This window comes from Streptomyces sp. DH12 (assembly GCF_020873895.1).
Classification (GTDB): Bacteria; Actinomycetota; Actinomycetes; order Streptomycetales; family Streptomycetaceae; genus Streptomyces.
In genome coordinates this window covers 25,445-44,114 of record NZ_JAHWGT010000037.1, presented here as the reverse complement: position 1 = coordinate 44,114, position 18,670 = coordinate 25,445, and the positions used below count along the sequence as shown (strand labels likewise).

Annotated in this window: 13 protein-coding genes; 6 read left to right on the top strand and 7 right to left on the bottom strand. The window is 72.3% G+C overall.

Going from position 1 to position 18,670, the window contains the following annotated elements:
• Window positions 1–153: 153 nt before the first annotated feature.
• The 4 genes from LPA54_RS27180 to LPA54_RS27165 form a co-directional block, all read right to left on the bottom strand.
• Window positions 154–1,314 carry a hypothetical protein gene (locus tag LPA54_RS27180; RefSeq protein ID WP_228982439.1) on the bottom strand — a complete coding sequence of 387 codons (1,161 nt, stop codon included), beginning with the start codon at window positions 1,312–1,314 and terminating at the stop codon, window positions 154–156.
• Window positions 1,314–1,841: a DUF4365 domain-containing protein gene (locus LPA54_RS27175; protein ID WP_228982437.1), complete on the bottom strand. Its 528-nt coding sequence runs from the start codon at window positions 1,839–1,841 to the stop codon at window positions 1,314–1,316. Before LPA54_RS27175 ends, LPA54_RS27180 begins: the two co-directional genes overlap by 1 nt.
• Before the next feature lie 731 nt (window positions 1,842–2,572).
• Window positions 2,573–3,004: a VOC family protein gene (locus LPA54_RS27170; RefSeq protein WP_228982432.1), complete on the bottom strand. Its 432-nt coding sequence runs from the start codon at window positions 3,002–3,004 to the stop codon at window positions 2,573–2,575.
• Complete coding sequence (locus tag LPA54_RS27165) at window positions 3,001–5,022, bottom strand: PIG-L family deacetylase (protein WP_228982430.1); 2,022 nt, start codon at window positions 5,020–5,022, stop codon at window positions 3,001–3,003. Before LPA54_RS27165 ends, LPA54_RS27170 begins: the two co-directional genes overlap by 4 nt.
• Window positions 5,023–5,269: 247 nt before the next feature.
• On the opposite strand from LPA54_RS27165, the gene LPA54_RS27160 reads away from it, so the two are divergent.
• Window positions 5,270–8,257 carry a bifunctional [glutamine synthetase] adenylyltransferase/[glutamine synthetase]-adenylyl-L-tyrosine phosphorylase gene (locus tag LPA54_RS27160; RefSeq protein ID WP_228982427.1) on the top strand — a complete coding sequence of 996 codons (2,988 nt, stop codon included), beginning with the start codon at window positions 5,270–5,272 and terminating at the stop codon, window positions 8,255–8,257.
• On the opposite strand, the gene LPA54_RS27155 is transcribed toward LPA54_RS27160, so the two are convergent.
• From LPA54_RS27155 to LPA54_RS27145, 3 genes are read right to left on the bottom strand one after another with little or no spacing between them, the layout of a single operon-like run.
• Window positions 8,245–9,252: a phosphatase PAP2 family protein gene (locus tag LPA54_RS27155; protein WP_228982425.1), complete on the bottom strand. Its 1,008-nt coding sequence runs from the start codon at window positions 9,250–9,252 to the stop codon at window positions 8,245–8,247. The two genes, LPA54_RS27160 and LPA54_RS27155, sit on opposite strands and share 13 nt — an antisense overlap.
• Before the next feature lie 60 nt (window positions 9,253–9,312).
• Window positions 9,313–10,383, bottom strand: a complete 1,071-nt coding sequence (locus LPA54_RS27150) for a LacI family DNA-binding transcriptional regulator (protein WP_228982423.1) — start codon at window positions 10,381–10,383, stop codon at window positions 9,313–9,315.
• Window positions 10,384–10,408: 25 nt separating this feature from the next.
• Window positions 10,409–12,139, bottom strand: coding sequence for a glycoside hydrolase family 13 protein (locus LPA54_RS27145; protein WP_228982421.1), 1,731 nt, complete (start codon window positions 12,137–12,139; stop codon window positions 10,409–10,411).
• Between the two features lie 379 nt (window positions 12,140–12,518).
• Between LPA54_RS27145 and LPA54_RS27140 the strand changes: the two genes are divergently transcribed.
• The 5 genes from LPA54_RS27140 (at window position 12,519) to LPA54_RS27120 (ending at window position 18,621) form a co-directional block, all read left to right on the top strand.
• Entirely contained in the window at window positions 12,519–13,796 is a 1,278-nt protein-coding gene (locus LPA54_RS27140) for an extracellular solute-binding protein (protein ID WP_228982418.1), read from the top strand.
• 78 nt (window positions 13,797–13,874) lie between these two features.
• Window positions 13,875–14,861 (top strand): carbohydrate ABC transporter permease, encoded by a 987-nt coding sequence (locus tag LPA54_RS27135; protein WP_228982416.1) that lies wholly within the window; start codon window positions 13,875–13,877, stop codon window positions 14,859–14,861.
• On the top strand, window positions 14,858–15,799 hold the full coding sequence (locus LPA54_RS27130) for a sugar ABC transporter permease (protein ID WP_228982415.1): 942 nt from the start codon (window positions 14,858–14,860) through the stop codon (window positions 15,797–15,799). The genes LPA54_RS27135 and LPA54_RS27130 overlap by 4 nt, the downstream gene beginning before the upstream one ends.
• Before the next feature lie 111 nt (window positions 15,800–15,910).
• Window positions 15,911–17,563 carry a glycoside hydrolase family 13 protein gene (locus LPA54_RS27125; protein ID WP_228982413.1) on the top strand — a complete coding sequence of 551 codons (1,653 nt, stop codon included), beginning with the start codon at window positions 15,911–15,913 and terminating at the stop codon, window positions 17,561–17,563.
• Entirely contained in the window at window positions 17,551–18,621 is a 1,071-nt protein-coding gene (locus LPA54_RS27120; RefSeq protein WP_228982412.1) for a LacI family DNA-binding transcriptional regulator, read from the top strand. The genes LPA54_RS27125 and LPA54_RS27120 overlap by 13 nt, the downstream gene beginning before the upstream one ends.
• Window positions 18,622–18,670 lie beyond the last annotated feature (49 nt).

Genomic DNA, 18,670 nt, shown 5'->3' with positions numbered 1-18,670 from the left:
ACGGCACCGGGCGTCGCGTCCAGGTCGTTCGTACAGTGGCGCGCTCCACCTGGACGCCCGGCGCCGTGCCGGCTCCACATTCGTGTGGGTCCGACGGCAGAGGGGATGGGAGCTAGGGCGTTGTATCAGTGCACGGCAATCTGCACCACCCGATTAGTTAATTTCTGGGAGGCTTACATCGTCAAACGAAGCCACCGAGCGGTCTGCGTCAAAAGCGTTTACCTGCATAGTCGCTCGCCTACCAGGGGTCGCATCGAGAATTCCACGTACCACGACAGGTCGACGCTCGCCATGATAGCGAGCCGCACGGCGATATACATCAAGTGGGAGCTCGAAACTCACGATCCTAGGCTTTCCCTCTATCACCGTTTCTAGAGCAACATGCCCAGTCGTGTCGTTTTTCTTGAGCGAGAGCCGTCTAATCACTCCGTACAGGACACGTTCTGCTGGCGCATCAGCTTCTTTCAGTTCGCCTTCGATTCGCTCGATCAGTTCCGCCGTCTCGCCTGGAAACGTGATCTTGCCTAGCAAAGCGCTGGGAGCGGGTGAGCTTGGAGCCCAATTGAAGGTGACGTCAAACACTTCAACGCCACCCTTTCCGATTACGTCTAGAACGGCGCCGCAAAGTTCACTGGAGACGCCCTCGTCCACGGCATCAAGAACATCTAGCTTGCTTGGAATTCTCCCACGGACGGTCAACTCCGAAAGCGTCTCAAGTGCTCGGGAGAGCGTAGTCAACATCCTTCGTTCGAAGTAGGAATCATCCGCCGCGGCTTCAAGCCGTGGTTCCCCGAACTCATCAGAGACCAGTGCGCCAAACCTTGCGCTACTGATTACTGGAACGATGTACGACCCAGGCCGCGTTTGCCCCAGTCGCATCCTCCGGGCGTGCTTGTGGGCGGCCCTGGGCATGGAGTTCCCGTAGTAACCCTGTCGGTGCAACGTGGCGGCAGCCGCAGAGACCATCATGCGGTGCGCAGAATTGAACAGTCCGATGCCAGCCAAAAGCGGGATAGTTCCGTCCGCGATATCGGCATCTTCGGCACGCAAATCTGTTACATCAACGAACTGTCGAGAAATCTCAAGCTCAACGTCCGACTCCGATCGATTCTCAAGGCGAGCGACTTCTCGCGTGAGGATCTTCAGCGCTGTTGAGAAATCTGGAGAGTCTGGAGCTTTGGGCACAAATACAGTGCTCTGCTCGTCATGCTCTGGATGCCAAATTTCAGCAAATGGGCCAGAGAGGGAGCGTCGCCATCCCGAGCCACGAAGGAAAGATTCGATTTCTGCAAAGCCAATGTCGACCACGTTCACTACACCCCCCTCTCTGACGGATTACCAAAAAGGCGGCCAAAGGCATAAGCGAAAATGCTATCTAGACCCGCCGAGTCAAGCCTTTGCTTTTTCGGTAGATGGATCCGGGTGGTGCTTTCCGTGGAGACCGCAGGAAGATTCTGGATCCTCGCGTAGTAGCCAGTGCAGTGCATCATGAGCGATTCCTCGTCATGCACGAGCCAGTCGTCCAGATCCTTCGGAACTACAACGAGCCCCAGGAATCCCGCTGCTGACCGGTTAGGGTGCCGCAGAAGATCGTACGTACGGATATCCAGGTCAAAGGCGTAAGTCTCGCCATCCGCAAGGAGCGTGGGGGAAAATGAGCACTTCATTTGAAATTCGACCTGGATGTGGTCGCGCTTCAGCGTCGCATCTACGCCGTCTTTGTCGACGTTCCATTGGGCCGACGTCGCGCCGGCACGTGTCGCCACGGCAGACAGGTAGGCCAGGCTGATCTGCTCCTGCTGCCAGGTTCCTGGCTCCCCCACATGGCCCCCTACGCTCACGCTACGGCAAGCGTATCTCAACCCATCGCGACGGCTAGGAGGGTGGGTGAGGGCTCCTGCGCGCGGCCTGTTCGAGCTTCGGCGCTCCAGCTGTCGCATCGCTGTCACGCTCCCGATCGATAGTGGTACGGAGGCGGCAACCCGGTGGCAGTGTCGCACACGTGTGCGACAGCGTGCCGCTTCTTATCGGTCAACATGACCCAAATAACACCCTGCCACCGGCCCTACTCTGCCGGAAGCGTCTGACATTCATGGGTCATACCCAGAGAGATGAACGCGAGTTACGTCTGAGGGATGCGGGCGATCCGTGCCGGCAGTAGGTGGACCCCTTGCCCAGTCCCATAATGGGACGTACTCGCCCCGTGGGGGCGGCTGCTTCGAGCGGGGGACTCTAGCGAGACCGCCAGGGCAGCACTTGCGGCTGTGCATGCTGATGCCGCTGGTGTGCGAGGGCGAGCCCTGGTCGGGCCGTCTGTGGGCCGTCCGCGGGCAGCCGAGGACGACCGACAACGGCCAGAGACCACCTTTCCGCCGCTGATCGCAGGCTAGTGGAGCGGGAAGGTCGCAGGCCCGATCGGCGGGTAACCAATTCCTCCGCAACAAGAAGCAGGAGTGGGAGGAGTACCGCAGCGAGGTCACCGCATTCGAACTCCGCAAGAACCTGCCGGTGTTGTGACCGGGCCGGTACGCGCCCCCGTGCGGCGCGGCGCGTACCGGGCGGGCTCCGGCGGCTAGCGGTCGGTGAGTTCCGAGGGGACCTCCTGGACGGCCCAGCCGTTGCCGTCCGGGTCGCGGAAGAACGCCCACGCGTTCCACGTGCCGCCCTTGCCCTCCGCCCAGCCGCCCGGGCCCAGGTGGCGGATCGGGCCGACCTCGACGCCCCGGGAGGCCAGTTCCTCGCGGGCCGCCTCGATGTCGACCACGCACAGCTGCAGGCCGTGCACCGTGCCCGGGGCCGGGTGGTGCTGGTCCGGGGCCGGGGGCATGCCGCTCTGGAGGGCGATCGAGCAGCGCGAGCCCGGCGGGGTCAGCTGGATGACCCGCACCCCCGGCGCGACCTCCGTGTCGACGTCGACGTGGAAGCCGCACCGGTCGGCGTAGAACTCCTTGGCCCGGTCCAGGTCGGACACGGGCAGGTTGACCACTTCCAGAGTCCAGTTCATGGACCGATTCTGGTGGGCCCGCCCGCGGGCGTCCACCGCAGGCGGCCGTCGAGTCCGACGACCGCCACCCCGTCGGCCGCCCCCGCCGGGGCGCCCGCGAAGAGCGGGCCCGCCGTGCTCCACGCCGCCCCGCCCGGGTGGGCGGGGGCGGTGGCAAGGTGGCCCGCGCGGGCGCGGGCGGCGAGCCGTCCGCCCTCGGCGCTGACCGCCCCGTACCCGCCCGAGCCCGGTACGTCCCGGACGGCCGACGGCCGGCCGGAGCCCGCCGCGAAGCGGGCCACGCGCACGTCGCCGGAGTCGGGCCTGCGGAACCACAGCCCCACGCCGTCGCCGTCCGGCGCGGCGCCCAGCGCGACCGTCGTCGCCGGCAGCCCCGTCGCCACCGGACCGGCGGGCGGCCCGCCCGCCGCGCCCCGCGTCCAGGCGAGCACCGAGTCGGCCGTGGCGGCGAAGACGTACCCGCGGCCGGCCGCGTCCGCCGTCGCCACCGGGTCGCCGTGCACCCCGCTCCCGCCGGCGGCCGCCCACCCCGACCAACCGCCGCCCGCCGTACCGGAGGCCACGGTCAGCCGGTGCCGCGCGTCCCGCACGAACACCGACAGGGCGCCGGTACGGTCCACGAGGACCGCCGGGCGGCTGATGTCGGACGTGCCCGCCGCGTCGTCCGGCTCGGGCGTGCCCAGCGACCGCCAGGGCCCGAACGGCCCGCCCGGCGCGGTCTGGACGACGTACCCGACCTCCCGGCCGTACGGGTCGAGGCGGGTGCGCGTGCCGAAGGCGGCGACGCGGCCGTCGGGCAGCGCCACCGACGTCACCGACCCGTCGAGCCCGCCGCCCGGCAGCAGCCGGGGCCCCGTCCAGGCGGCGCCGACGGGCTTGTGCCACACCGCCAGCCGCCCGTCCAGCACGCCGAACGCGTACAGGGTGCCGTCACCGCCGCGCCGCAGCCAGGACGTCGACTCGCCGCGCGTGTAGCGGATCGACTGCGCCCAGTCGTGCCCCGCCGGCCGGGCCGCCACCTTGCGGTCGCCGCACCCGGCCGGGTCACCGCAGTGGTCCTCCAGGTCGAGCCAGGCGTACGTCTCCAGCGTCCGCAGCTTCTCCCGGGCCGTCGCCGGGTCGAGGCTGTGCGGCAGGCCGCCCGTCGCGTACCCCAGGTACGTCTGCACGCCGGTCGCCGGGTGCCCCGGGGTGCGCGCGTACCGCTCCAGCGCGGCCTGCGCGAACCGCGCGCCGTACATGTGGTCCTGGTGGTCGGAGAGCGCGCCGTCCCCGGCGCGGACGCCCGGCGTCGGGTCCAGGGTCCGCACGAACGTCGGCCGGAACCGCTCCAGCAGCCCCGCCACCACCGCGACGACCTCGTCCTTCGTGTAGGCGAAGCCCTCCCGCACCGGCGAGCCGGCCGCGAGCTGCGACCCCAGCTCCGCCACGCGCCCCTCCCACAGGCCGCGCAGGCTGTGCGGGCGGTCGCCCGTGACGCTGCCGGCCTCCCGCAGCTGCACCCACACCAGGCTGACGCCCGGCCGCGCGCGCAGCGTGTCCAGCTCGGCGCGGGCCCCGCCCGCCGTGGTGATCGCGGTGCGGGTCCACGGGCTGGTGCGGTTGCCGGTGGCCATCTCCGCGTAGGCCGCGCGGATGCCGTTCTGCCGGGCCTCCGCGTACGCCGCCTTGTCGGCGGGCGGCTGCGGGTCCTGGCGGCGGGCGTTGCGGCCGTCGGACTCGCCGGCGGTCAGGTACACGGAGGTGAGGCTGCGGCCGGCGGCGATGGTGCGGCCGGTGTCGGGGTTCATGAAGAACAGGTCGTCGTCGGGGTGGGACACGATCTGCATCACCGCGCCGCCGTCCGTCCGGACCGGCTTGACCGCCAGCGCCTCCGGCACGCCCCGGCTCGGGACGTCCGACGCGGTCGAGGCGCCGCCCGCCAGCAGCAGCGCCCCGGAGGCGACCCCGGCCAGGACGGCCAGGGAGCCGGCGGCCAGGGCGGCCCGGCGGGACAGGGGACGGACAGGACGCGACACGCCGGCACCTTTCGGGAGGTCGGGGAGGGAACCGGGGGAGAAGAGGGGGAATGCGGGCAAGTGGTTCGCCCCGGTCGGTGTGCGCTGCCTCACCCCCTCCCGGCGGCCCCCCCGCCGGCCTCCTCCCGCCGGCGCCCTCCCGCCCCGCGGCCGCCGGGCGTGCGGGCGTGCGGGCGTTCGCGTAGCGCGCGTGACATGGGCCGATAGGCTCGACCGGAGCGCGGTACGAGCGGAGGGAGTGGCCGACATGACGACGGCGCCGGGGCGTAGGAGCAGTACCTTCACGCGGCTGCTGCGGCACGGCTTCATCGACGCGTCCGCCGCCGAGCGGCTGCTCGACGTGCCGGCCCTGGCCCCGGTCCGCTCCGACCCGGTCCTCCTGGACGCCCTCGGCGCGACCGCCGACCCCGACCTGGCCCTGCGCGGGCTGGTCCGGCTCGCCGAGGCGCAGCCGGGCGGAGCGCAGGAGCTGCTGTCGACGCTGGTCGCCGCGAAGCCGCTGCGGGACCGGCTGCTCGGGGTGCTCGGCGCCTCCGAGGCGCTCGGGGACCACCTGGCGCGCCACCCCCTGGACTGGCGGGCCCTGGTCACGTACGAGCCGGCCGACCTCCACCCGGGCGTCGCCGAGTTCGAGCGGGACCTCGCGGACGCCGCCGACCCGGTGGCGCTGCGCGTCGCCTACCGGCGCAGCCTGCTGGGCATAGCGGCACGGGACGTGTGCGGCACCACGGACGTCGGCGAGACCGCCGCCGAGCTGGCCGACCTGGCGACGGCGACCCTCCGCGCGGCGCTGGCCATCGCACGGCGGGCGGCGCCCGAGGACGCCGCGCGGTGCCGCCTCGCCGTCATCGCGATGGGCAAGTGCGGCGGCCACGAGCTGAACTACGTCTCCGACGTGGACGTGATCTTCGTGGGGGAGGCCGTCGACGGCGGCGACGAGCAGGAGGCGCTCCAGGCGGCCACGCGCCTCGCCTCCCACCTCATGCGGATCTGCTCGGAGACCACCGTCGAGGGCGCCATCTGGCCCGTCGACGCCAACCTCCGCCCCGAGGGCCGCAACGGCCCCCTCGTGCGGACGCTCTCCAGCCACGTCGCCTACTACCAGCGGTGGGCGAAGACGTGGGAGTTCCAGGCGCTGCTCAAGGCCCGCCCGGTCGCCGGTGACGCGGAGCTGGGCGCCGCCTACCTGGAGGCGCTGTCACCGATGGTGTGGCAGGCCGCCGAGCGGGAGAACTTCGTCGCCGACGTGCAGAAGATGCGCCGCCGCGTGGTGGACAACATCCCGCCGGCCCAGATCGACCGCGAGCTGAAGCTCGGGCCGGGCGGCCTGCGCGACGTCGAGTTCGCCGTGCAGCTCCTCCAACTCGTCCACGGCCGCAGCGACGCCACGCTCCGCAGCGGCAAGACCCTCGACGCGCTCGCGGCGCTCGCCGCCGGCGGGTACGTCGGGCGGGTGGACGCCGCGCAGCTCGACGACGCGTACCGCTTCCTGCGCACCATGGAGCACCGCATCCAGCTGTACCGGCTGCGCCGCACGCACCTGGTGCCGGAGGGCGACGCGGACCTGCGCCGGCTGGGGCGTTCGCTGGGCCTGCGCACCGACCCGATCGCGGAGCTGAACCGCGAGTGGCGCCGGCACGCGTCCGTCGTGCGCCGCCTGCACGAGAAGCTGTTCTACCGGCCGCTGCTGGACGCCGTCGCGCAGCTCGCCCCGGGGGAGATCCGGCTGCGCCCCGAGGCGGCGGGCGAACGCCTGGAGGCGCTCGGGTACGCCGACCCGGCGGCCGCCCTGCGCCACCTGGAGGCCCTGTCGTCCGGCGTGACGCGCAAGGCCGCCATCCAGCGCACGCTGCTGCCCGTCCTCCTCGGCTGGTTCGCCGACTCGGCCGACCCCGACGCGGGGCTCCTCGGCTTCCGCAAGGTGTCGGACGCGCTCGGCAAGACCCCCTGGTACCTGCGGCTGCTGCGGGACGAGGGCGCGGCGGCGGAGAACCTGGCCCGTGTGCTGTCCGCCGGCCGGCTCGCCCCGGACCTGCTGCTGCGCGCCCCGGAGGCGGTGGCGATCCTCGGCGCCCCCGAGGGGCTGCGGCCGCGCGGCCGGGGCCATCTGGAGCCGGAGGTCCTCGCGGCGGTCGGCCGGGCGGACGGCGCCGAGCAGGCCGTCGCGGCCGCGCGCGGGGTGCGCCGCAGGGAGCTGTTCCGTACCGCCGCCGCCGACATCGTCGCCTCGTACGGCACCGAGGAGGTCCCGGCCGACGCGGACGCGGGCGCGCTGGTCGACCGGGTCGGGCAGGCCCTCGCCGACCTCACCGCCGTGACCGTCGCGGGCGCTCTGCGGGCCGTCGTGCGCGCCGAGTGGGGCGAGGAGCTGCCGACCCGCTTCGCGGTGATCGGCATGGGCCGGTTCGGCGGCCACGAGATGAACTACGGCTCCGACGCCGACGTGCTGTTCGTGCACGAGCCGCGCGAGGGCGTCGACGAGCAGGAGGCGGCCCGCGCCGCCAACCGGGTCGTCGCCGAGATGCGCCGGCTGCTGCAGCTGCCCACCGCCGACCCGCCGCTCGTCGTCGACGCGGACCTGCGGCCCGAGGGCCGCAGCGGCCCGCTGGTGCGCACCCTGAAGTCCTACGAGGCGTACTACCGGCGCTGGTCGCTGGGGTGGGAGAGCCAGGCGCTGCTGCGGGCGGAGCCGATGGCCGGCGACCCCGACCTCGGGCGCCGCTTCCTCGCGCTGGTCGACCCGCTGCGCCACCCGGCGAAGGGCCTGGACGAGGCGGCGGTGCGGGAGATCCGCCGGCTGAAGGCGCGGATGGAGAACGAGCGGATGCCCCGCGGCGCCGACCCCACCCTCCACACCAAGCTGGGCCGGGGCGGGCTCTCCGATGTCGAGTGGACGGTCCAGCTGCTCCAGATGCGGCACGCCCACGAGGTCCCCGGCCTGCGGACGACCCGCACGCGCCCCGCGCTCGCCACGGCCCGCGAGGCCGGGCTGATCAGCGAGCGGTACGCGGCGGTGCTGGAGGAGGCGTGGGTGCTGGCGACCCGCGTACGCAACGGCGTGATGCTGGTGCGCGGCCGGGCCGGCGACACCTTCCCCTCGGACGCGCGGGAGCTGGCGGCCGTCGCCCGCTACCTCGGATACGGCCCGGGGCACGCCGGCGAGATGGTCGACGACTACCGGCGCACGACGCGCCGGGCCCGGGCCGTGGTGGAGGAGCTGTTCTACGGGGCGTGACCCGCGCCGACGGCCGGAGCCGGGCCCGCCTCCGCGGCGGCCGGACCGGCGGGCGCCACGGCGGCCTCGGACGCGGCCGCGACGGGGACACCCGCGGCGGGGATGCCCGCGACGGGGTCGGGCAGGCCCACGGCGGCCTCGGACGCGGCCGCGACGGGCGCGCCCACGGCGGGGCCCGGTACGCCGGCGGCCGGGTCGGGTGCGCCGGCGCCGCGCCCGCGGCGGGGAGCGGCGTACCGGGGCAGCCGGTGCGGCAGCGCCCCGTACCAGAGCGAGACCACGGCCAGGCCGAAGCCGACGCACAGCAGGCCGCCGACGGCGTCCAGCCAGAAGTGGTTGGCGGTCGCCACGATCACGACGAGCGTGGCCGTCGGGTACAGCAGGCCCAGGATCCGCGCCCAGGGCGCCTTGGCGAGGGCGAAGACCGCCAGCCCGCACCAGAGCGACCAGCCGATGTGCATCGACGGCATCGCCGCGTACTGGTTCGACATGTGCTTCAGGTCACCCGAGGCCATCGAACCCCAGGTCTGGTGGACGAGCACCGTGTCGATGAAGTTCTCGCCCTCCATCAGCCGCGGCGGCGCGAGCGGGTACAGGTAGTAACCGAGCAGTGCCACGGCGGTGGTGGAGAACAGCACCATGCGGATCGCCGCGTACCGGCCGGGGTGCCGGCGGTAGAGCCAGACCAGCACGCCGACGGTGACGACGAAGTGGAGCGTGGCGTAGTAGTAGTTCATCGACACGATGAGCCAGCCGACCGAGTCCGCCGCGTGGTTGACCGTCTTCTCGAAGGCCAGCCCCAGGCTGTGCTCGGCGCGCCAGATCCAGTCGGCGTTGCGCAGGGCCTGCGCCTTCTGCTCCGGTACCGCGTTGCGAATGAGCGAGTACACGCCGTAACTGACCGCGATGAGCAGGATCTCGAACCAGATGCGAGGGTGCCGCGGGGACCGCAGCCGCTGCCACGCGGCCCGGCGTTCCGCCGAACGGCCTGGCATCGTGGTCAAAGTCCTGTCAGTCATGGGCCATGAGTCTGCCAGAAAGGTCCTTCAGGTCGATCATCCTTCAATCGGATTCTCGCCGCCATCCGTCCGCCTTTCGGAGGACCTCTGACCCTGGGGACCGGAGGCCGTCGATCCGCGGACGACCAGTTCCGGCATGAAGACGAACTCGCTGTGCGGCGCCGGCGTACCGCCGACCTCCTCCAGCAGCGCCCGAACCGCCGCCTGCCCCATCGCCTGCACCGGCTGGCGGATGGTGGTCAGGGGCGGGTCGGTGAAGGCTATGAGGGGGGAGTCGTCGAAGCCGACGACGGAGACGTCCCGGGGGACGTGCAGGCCCTGCCCGCGCGCGGCGCGGATGGCGCCCAGCGCCATCATGTCGCTCGCGCACACGACGGCCGTGCAGCCCCGCTCGATGAGGGCGCCCGCTGCCGCCTGTCCGCCTTCGAGGGTGTACAGCGAGTGCTGGACCAGTTCCTCGGTCTCGTCGGCGGACAGGCCGAGCCGCTCGCGCATCCCGGCGCGGAACCCCTCGATCTTGCGGAGCACGGGCACGAACCGCTTGGGGCCGACGGCGAGGCCGATCCGGGTGTGCCCGAGGGAGACGAGGTGCGTGACGGCCAGCTTCATCGCCGCCCGGTCGTCGGGGGAGACGAACGGCGCCTGGATCTGCGGGGAGAAGCCGTTGATCAGGACGAACGGGACGCCCTTGCCGCGCAGCTGGTCGTAGCGCTGGGTGTCGGCGGTGGTGTCGGCGTGCAGCCCGGAGACGAAGATGACCCCGGCGACGCCCCGCTCGACGAGCATCTCGGTCAGCTCGTCCTCGGTGGAGCCGCCCGGGGTCTGCGTGGCCAGCACGGGGGTGTACCCCTGCCGGGTCAGCGCCTGTCCGATGACCTGGGCCAGCGCCGGGAAGATCGGGTTGTCCAGCTCCGGCGTGATCAGGCCGACCAGCCCCGCGCTGCGCTGGCGCAGCCGCACCGGGCGTTCGTAGCCGAGGACGTCCAGGGCGGCCAGGACGGACTGGCGGGTGGCCGCGGCCACACCGGGCTTGCCGTTGAGCACGCGGCTGACTGTGGCTTCGCTGACCCCCGCCTGGGCTGCGATGTCGGCTAGCCGCGCGGTCATGTGGTGCGACTGTACCGGGCGCACGTCAGATTGCCCACCAGGAACAGGAGTCGGCGGCGACGGCGACGGTCGCCTCCCCGGGGCCGGCCTCGCCGGGCGCCGCGGCCGGGTCGCTGGAGAGCAGCAGCCGGCCCCGCGGCCCGCCGGGGCGGTGGATCTCCACCGCGCGGTCCGTGGTGTTGGCGACGCACACCACGGCGCCGCCGTCCGCCGCGCGGCGCCGGAACGCCAGCAGCCCCGGCGGTACGGGCAGCCAGTCGAACCCGCCACCGCCACTGCCGTCGCCGCCGTCACCGGCCTCGCCCGCGCCGAGCGCCGGGTGCGCGCGACGGGCGGCGAGGGCGGCGCGGTACAGCTCCAGGGTCGACGCCGGGTCGCCGGTCTGCGCCTCGACCGACAGGCCGCCCCACCCCTCGGGCTGCGGCAGCCAGCTCCCGCCGGGGCCGAAGCCGTACGACGGGCCCCGCTCGCTCCACGGGATCGGCACCCGGCAGCCGTCGCGCAGGCCGTCCTGCCCCGCGGTGCGGTGGAACGCCGGGTCCTGGCGCACCTCGTCGGGAAGGTCCGTCACCTCGGGCAGGCCCAGCTCCTCGCCCTGGTACAGGTAGACGGAACCGGGCAGGGCCAGCATGAGCAGCGCCGCCGCGCGGGCCCGGCGCAGGCTGCCGTAGCGGGTGGTGTGGCGGACGACGTCGTGGTTGGAGAGGACCCACGTCGTGGGCGCGCCGACGGACGTGGTCGCCCGCAGTGACTCGTCGATCACGCGGCGCAGCGCCCCGGCGTCCCAGGGAGTCTGAAGGTAGGCGAAGTTGAACGCCTGGTGCAGCTCGTCGGGGCGTACGTACAGGGCGAGCCGCTCCGCCGAGGGGGCCCACGCCTCGGCGACCGCGATGCGCGGGCCGTCGTAGGAGTCGAGGAGCCGCCGCCAGCCGCGGTGGATCTCGTGCACGCCGTCCTGGTCGAAGAACGGCAGCCGCTGCGAGCCGATCAGCCGGGCCTGCTCGCGCCGGCCGATGTCGGGCATCCCGGCGGCCTTCACCATGCCGTGGGCCACGTCGACCCGGAACCCGTCGACGCCGAGGTCGAGCCAGAACCGCAGCACGGAGTCGAACTCGGCGCGCACCGCGTCGTTCTCCCAGTTGAGGTCGGGCTGCTGCGGGGCGAAGAGGTGCAGGTACCACTGGCCGTCGGCCACCCGCGTCCACGCGGGGCCGCCGAAGACGGACTCCCAGTCGTTGGGCGGCAGGGAGCCGTCCGGGCCCCGGCCGGGGCGGAAGTGGTACCGGTCGCGGCCGTCGCCGGCGAGGGCCTGGCGGAACCAGGGGTGCCGGTCGGAGGTGTGGTTGGGCACGATGTCGACGATCACCCGCAGGCCCAGCTCGTGGGCGGCGCGCACGAGGTCGTCCGCGTCCGACAGGTCGCCGAAGAGGGGGTCGACCGTGCGGTAGTCGGCGACGTCGTAGCCGCCGTCGGCCTGCGGTGAGGCGTAGAACGGGGTGAGCCACACGGCGTCCGCGCCGAGCCGGGCCAGGTGCGGCAGCCGCTCCCGCACCCCGGGCAGGTCTCCGACGCCGTCGCCGTCGCTGTCGGCGAAGGAGCGGACGTACACCTCGTAGATGACGGCGTCGCGCCACCAGCCGGGGCGGGCGGGCGGCACGGGCCGCCGCTCCCGGGGCGCGCGGGACGCCGGCGACTCCCGGGGCGCGGAGGGCCGCGGGGCCGGGTGGGCGGTGCTGCGGGCGAGTTCGCTGGCCATGTGCGCGGGCTGCCTCTCGGTCGTGCGGCGCGGGCCGGGTGCGGCCGGCGGTTCCAGGCCGGAATGCAAGGATCCTGCAAGGCGTTACGGCAAGGCTTGCAGGGCCCTGCGGGGCGGCGCAAGCCCCGGTCGGGGGCCTGCGGGAGCGCATCGGGGGCGCCCGGGGCAGGCGTGTCAAGCGATGCGACGGCAACTGTCGGGACACGTGGATGTAACGATCCCTCCCCCTTGCAGAAAATTGCCGCAAGCTCTTTCGGCTCGTTTTCATCCCTGTTACGTTCCTGGCAACCCGGCGCGCCGCGAAGGAGCGGTCGGCAGGTGGCAAGTCTTCGCAAGGTCTTCCGCCTCGGTCTTCCCGGGATCAGTTGAAGGAGTTCACATGCGGCGTGGCATAGCGGCCACCGCGCTGGTCGCGAGCCTGGCCCTCGCGGCGACGGCCTGCGGCGGCGACAGTGGGGACAAGGCGGCCGGCGGTCCGGTCACCATCACCTGGTGGGACACCTCGGACGCCACGAACGAGGCGCCGACCTACAAGAAGCTGATCGAGAAGTTCGAGGCGGCCCACAAGGACATCAAGGTCACGTACCAGAACGTCCCGTTCGCCGAGGCGGAGCAGAAGTACAAGACCGCCGCCCAGGCCGGCAACGCCCCCGACGTGCTGCGCGCGGACGTCGGCTGGACGGCCGGCCTCGCCCGGAACCAGTACCTCGCCCCGCTCGACGGCACCCCGGCCGCCAAGGAGATCGCCTCCTTCAACCAGGGCCTCGTCGAGGGCGCCAAGGTCGACGGCAAGCTCTACGGCGTCCCCCAGGTCACCGACGCCCTCGCGCTCCTCTACAACAAGGAGGTCTTCGCGAAGGCCGGCGTCCAGCCGCCCAAGACGTGGGCCGAGCTGTCCGCCGCCGCGAAGACCATCAAGCAGAAGACCGGCGTCGACGGCATCTACCTCAACCCGGACAGCTACTTCGCCCTGCCGTTCCTGTACGGCGAGGGCGGCGCGATGGTCGACACCGACACCAAGAAGATCACCGTCGACGACGAGCCCGGCAAGAAGGCCGTCCAGACCGTCGTCGACATGATCAAGAGCGGTGTCGCGGTCAAGCCGGACTACACCGACGGCTACAACAACATGCAGGCCGCCTTCAAGGACGGCAAGGTCGCCATGGTGATCAACGGCCCGTGGTCCACGGCCGACGACCTCACCGGCAAGGCGTTCAAGAAGAAGGACAACCTCGGCGTCTCCCCGGTCCCGGCCGGCTCCGCCGGCAAGGCCGGCACGCCCACCGGCGGCCACAACCTCGTCGTCTACAACGGCGCCGACGCCCCGCACAAGGACGCCGCCCAGAAGTTCGTGGCGTTCATGACCTCCGCCCAGTCGCAGGAGTTCGCCGCCACCGAGACGGGCGTGCTGCCGACCCGCGACGACGCGTACACCATCAAGGTCGTCGCCGACCCGATCCGCGCCGCGTTCAAGAACGTGCTCGCCGACTCCACCGCCCGCCCGGCCGTCGCCGGCGTCAGCGACATGTTCGCCGAGTGGACCAAGCAGTACGTCGAGACCCTCAAGGGCAACACCACCGTCGAGAAGGGCCTCGACACCACCGCCGACAAGTGGAAGACCAACATCAACTCCCTCAAGGAGTACTCGGTCGACTGAGCCCCCTCGGCCCGGACCGGCAGCCGACAGGGCGCCGGTCCGGGCCGGACCCGTACGCACTGAGGGAAAAAGACTTCCATGAAGACAGCCACCGCAGATCCCGCCACGGCCGTGCGGCCTGCCAGGGCCGGGCTGCTCACCCGCATGAAGCGCTCCTACGACCGGCACTGGTACGCCTGGGCCATGGTCCTGCCGGTGGTGCTGGTCATCGGCGTGCTCGTCGCCTATCCGCTGGGCCGCGGCGTCTACCTGTCGTTCACCGACGCCAACGAGCTCAACGTGGCCAAGCAGCTCGGCGCGACCGAGATCCCCGCCACGTACCGGTTCGTCGGCCTCGACAACTACTGGCGGGTGCTGTCCGGCGCCGACGGCGAGTTCTACCCCAAGCTCCTGTGGACCGTGGTGTGGACCGCGTCCTGCGTCTTCTTCCACTACACCATCGGCCTCGGCCTCGCCCTGCTCCTCAACCGGAAGGTCAGGGGCCGCTCGCTCTACCGCGTGCTGCTCATCCTGCCGTGGGCGGTGCCGGCGTTCGTCGCCACCTACATCTGGCGCATGATGTACAACTCCGAGTCCGGCGTCTTCAACGCGATCCTCGGACAGCTCGGCTTCGGCCCCGTCGACTGGCTCGGCGACACCTTCATGCAGAAGGTCGCCGTCATCGGCGTCAACGTCTGGCTCGGCGTGCCGTTCATGATGGTCGCCGTCCTCGGCGGCCTGCAGTCCATCTCCGGCGAGCAGTACGAGGCCGCCGAGATGGACGGCGCCACCCCCTGGCAGCGGTTCCGCCACGTCACCCTGCCCGGCCTGCGCCCGGTCAGCGCCACGGTGATCCTGCTCGGCACCATCTGGACGTTCAACATGTTCCCGATCATCTACCTGATGCTCGGCGAGGCGAACTCCCTGCACAGCGAGATCCTCGTGACGTACGCCTACCGCCTGGCCTTCGGCTCGGTGCGCGACTACGCGGGTGCCGCGACCTACGGCATCCTCATCCTCTCCATGCTCCTCGTCTTCGCCGTCTTCTACCGCCGGCTGCTCAACCGCCAGGAGGCCGTCCGATGAGCACGGCGACCCAACCCCGGAAGAACACCGTGACCGCACACGCCCCCGGCCCGGCGGGCAGCACCGGCTCCGGCTCCGGCTCCGCCGGTCGGCCCCGCAGGGTCCGCGGCCGCGAGGAGCGCTCCCCGCTCGCCTCGGCCGGACTGCACGCCGCGCTGGTCGCCGCCAGCCTGGTGGCCGTCTTCCCGCTCGCGTACATGGTCTTCATCTCCCTGCGAGGCCGGTCCGGCTGGACCCGGCCGACCAGCGCCGAGGGCGGCCTGGAGATCAGCAACTACGCCTACGTCCTCACCGAGACCGCGTTCCCGACCTGGTTCGCCAACTCGCTCATCGTGGCCGCCGGCACCACCGTCGTCGGCGTCTTCGTCGCCGCGTCCACCGGCTACGCCATCTCCCGGATGCGCTTCCCCGGCCACCGGTCGCTGATGTGGGTGCTGCTCCTCACGCAGATGTTCCCGGTCGCGGTGCTGATCGTCGCGCTCTACAACATCCTCGGCGGCATGGGCCTGCTCGACTCGCACCTCGGGCTGATCCTCACCTACTGCTCGGTGTCGGTGCCGTTCTGCGCGTGGATGATGAAGGGCTACTTCGACACCATCCCGCACGAGATCGACGAGGCCGGCCGCGTCGACGGGCTCACCCCGTTCGGCACCTTCTACCGGCTGATCCTGCCGCTGGCGAAGCCCGGCCTCGCGGTCACCGCCTTCTACTCCTTCCTCACCGCGTGGGGCGAGGTCGCCTTCGCCCGCGCCTTCCTCTCCAGCGACTCGATGCTCACCCTCTCCGTCGGCCTGCAGAGCTTCATCGGCCAGCACAAGGCCGAGTGGGGCTACCTCACGGCCTGCGCGGTGATCATCACGGTGCCGGCGGGCCTGGTGTTCCTCCTGGTCCAGCGCAACCTCGTCGCCGGTCTCACGGCGGGCGGCACCAAGGGCTGAGCCCGCCCGGACCCGCCCGGTACCACGCGCCCAGACGGCGGTGCCGGTCCGGCCCGACGCCCATGTCGCCGGACCAGGCGCCGCCCCCATCCCACTCCACCCAGGGAAGACATGACCCAGCACCTCGCCGCCCCCGCCGCCCCGACCACCGGCACGGACTCCGGCTGGTGGAGAGAAGCGGTGATCTACCAGGTCTACCCGCGCAGCTTCGCCGACGGCAACGGCGACGGCATGGGCGACCTCCAGGGCATCCGCAGCCGGCTGCCGTACCTGAGGGAGCTCGGCGTCGACGCCGTCTGGCTGAGCCCCTTCTACGCCTCCCCGCAGGCCGACGCCGGGTACGACGTCGCCGACTACCGGGCCATCGACCCCATGTTCGGCACCCTGCTCGACGCCGACGCGCTCGTCCGCGAGGCCCACGAGCTGGGCCTGCGCATCATCGTCGACCTCGTCCCCAACCACTCCTCGGACCAGCACGAGTGGTTCCAGCGCGCCCTGCGCGAGGGCCCCGGCTCCCCGCTGCGCGAGCGCTACCACTTCCGCCCCGGCAAGGGCGCGGACGGCGAACTGCCGCCCAACGACTGGGAGTCCATCTTCGGCGGCCCGGCCTGGACCCGCGTCGAGGACGGCGAGTGGTACCTGCACCTGTTCGCCCCCGAGCAGCCCGACTTCAACTGGGACCACCCGGCCGTCCGCGACGAGTTCCGCTCCATCCTGCGGTTCTGGCTCGACATGGGCGTCGACGGCTTCCGCGTCGACGTCGCCCACGGCCTCGTCAAGGCGCCCGGCCTGCCCGACATCGGCGCCCACGACCAGCTGAAGCTGCTCGGCAACGACGTGATGCCCTTCTTCGACCAGGAGGGCGTCCACGAGATCTACCGCAGCTGGCGCGCGGTCCTGGAGGAGTACGACGGCGAGCGCGTCCTCGTCGCCGAGGCGTGGACGCCCACCGTCGAGCGCACCGCCAACTACGTGCGCCCCGACGAGATGCACCAGGCGTTCAACTTCCAGTACCTGGGCACCCACTGGGACGCCGCCGAGCTCCGTACCGTCATCGACGCCTCGCTCGCCGCGATGCGCCCGGTCGGCGCCCCCACCACCTGGGTGCTCTCCAACCACGACGTCACCCGCCACGCCACCCGCTTCGCCAACCCGCCCGGCCTCGGCACCCAGCTGCGCGAGCCCGGCGACCGGGAACTCGGCCTGCGCCGGGCCCGTGCCGCGACGCTGCTGATGCTGGCGCTGCCCGGCTCGGCCTACGTCTACCAGGGCGAGGAACTCGGCCTTCCGGACGTCACCGACCTGCCCGACGAGGTCCGCCAGGACCCGTCGTTCTTCCGCGCCACCGGCCAGGACGGCTTCCGCGACGGCTGCCGCGTGCCGATCCCGTGGACGGTCGACGGCACCTCGTACGGCTTCGGCTCCGGCGGCAGCTGGCTGCCGCAGCCCCCCACGTGGGGCGCGCTGAGCGTCGAGGCGCAGACCGGCGCGGCCGGCTCCACCCTGGAGCTGTACCGCACCGCCCTGCGGGTCCGGCGCGAACAGCCGGGGCTGGGCGCGGGGGAGGAGCTGGAGTGGCTGGACGCCCCCGAGGGCGTCCTGGCGTTCCGCCGCGAGGGGTTCGTGTGCACCGCGAACACCACCGGCGCGCCGGTCACCGTGGACGTGCCCGGCCGGATGCTCCTCGCCAACGAGCCGGTCCGCACCAGCGTCACCGGCACCGTGGAGCTGCCCGCGGACACCACGGTCTGGTGGGCGGTGTGACCCTCCCGCTGTCGCGGGGCGCCGGCGACCTGACCGCCGGCGCCCCGCGGCTCGCGGACATCGCGGCGCAGGCCGGGGTGAGCGAGGCGACCGTCAGCCGCGTCCTCAACGGCAAGGCGGGGGTGGCCGCGGCGACCCGCCACCGGGTGCTCGCCGCGCTGGACGTCCTCGGCTACGAGCGGCCCGTCCGGCTCCGGCAGCGCAGCGCCGGTCTCGTCGGGCTGCTCGTCCCCGAGCTGACCAACCCGATCTTCCCGGCGTTCGCCCAGGTCATCGAGCAGGTCCTCGCCGGGTACGGGTACACGCCGGTGCTGTGCACGCAACTGCCCGGCGGAGCCACCGAGGACGAGCTGGTCGAGCAGTTGGAGGAGCGCGGCGTCACCGGCATCGTGTTCCTCTCCGGGCTGCACGCCGACACCAGCGCCGACCCCTCGCGCTACGAGCGGCTGGCGGCCCGCGGGGTGCCGTTCGTCCTCATCAACGGCTACAACGAGCGCATCGACGCCCACTTCGTGTCGCCCGACGACCGGGCCGCGGCCCGCATGGCCGTCCGCCACCTGGTGGAGCTGGGCCACGAGCGCGTCGGCCTCGCCATCGGCCCCACCCGCTACGTGCCGGCCCGCCGCAAGGCCGAGGGGTTCGTCTCCGCGCTGCACCGGACGCTCGGCGTGGAGCCCGAGCAGGCCCGCGCGTTCGTCCGGCCGACGCTGTTCGGTGTCGAGGGCGGCCACGCGGCGGCCGACGTCCTGCTGGACCAGGGGTGCACGGGCATCGTGTGCGGCAGCGACCTGATGGCGCTGGGCGCGATCCGCGCCGTGCGCGCCCGCGGGCTGGACGTGCCGTCGGACGTGTCGGTGGTCGGCTTCGACGACTCGCCGCTCATCGCGTTCACGGACCCGCCGCTGACCACGGTCCGCCAGCCGGTGCGGGCGATGGCGACGGCCGCGGTCGACGCGCTGCTGGAGGAGATCGAGGGGAACCCGGTGCAGCGCACGGAGTTCGTCTTCCAGCCGGAACTGGTCGTGCGGGGCTCCACCTCGTCCCCGCCGCGTCCCTGACCTCCGGCGCCGCGCCCGCCCCGCGGGCGGGGGCGGCGGCGCGTACGGC